At 29.2% G+C, this 456-nt stretch carries 1 protein-coding gene; it reads left to right on the plus strand.

Annotated features, from left to right (window positions below):
• Positions 1-170: 170 nt before the first annotated feature.
• Complete coding sequence (locus tag K0039_RS21265) at positions 171-455, plus strand: substrate-binding domain-containing protein (protein WP_228106888.1); 285 nt, start codon at positions 171-173, stop codon at positions 453-455.
• The last annotated feature ends 1 nt before the right edge of the window (position 456 follow it).

Here is a 456-nt window from a genome sequence, read left to right on the forward strand (position 1 = left end):
TAAGTGGTCCACTTCAAAATGAAATAGCTATAGATAGATAAGAAGGATATAAAAAGGCTCTAATCGAGTGTAATTTAAGCTACAATACTGATTATGTATTTGAAGGAAAATATAAGATTGAATGGTGACAAGAATTTATAAAAAATTTATAAAAGATCGATTTTGATGCAATATTTTGTGCAATTGATTTGATTGCAATAGGTGTCATAAGAGGTCTTAAAGAAAGAGGATTAAGTATACCAAATGATGTGAGTGATGTGGGATTTGATGATATTCAAACATCAAGTCTAATAAGTCCTTCTCTTACCACAGTAAGACAACCATCTTATGATATAGGATATAAAGCCAGTGAAATATTGATAAATTGTTTAAAGGGAGATAAAAAAGAATCGTTTGATGAATTGATTTTCAAACCAGAACTAGTCATAAGAGATTCGACAAAAGAAAGTGAATAAC

It is taken from the genome of Terrisporobacter mayombei, from assembly GCF_020748465.1.
GTDB classification, from domain to species: domain Bacteria; phylum Bacillota; class Clostridia; order Peptostreptococcales; family Peptostreptococcaceae; genus Terrisporobacter; species Terrisporobacter mayombei.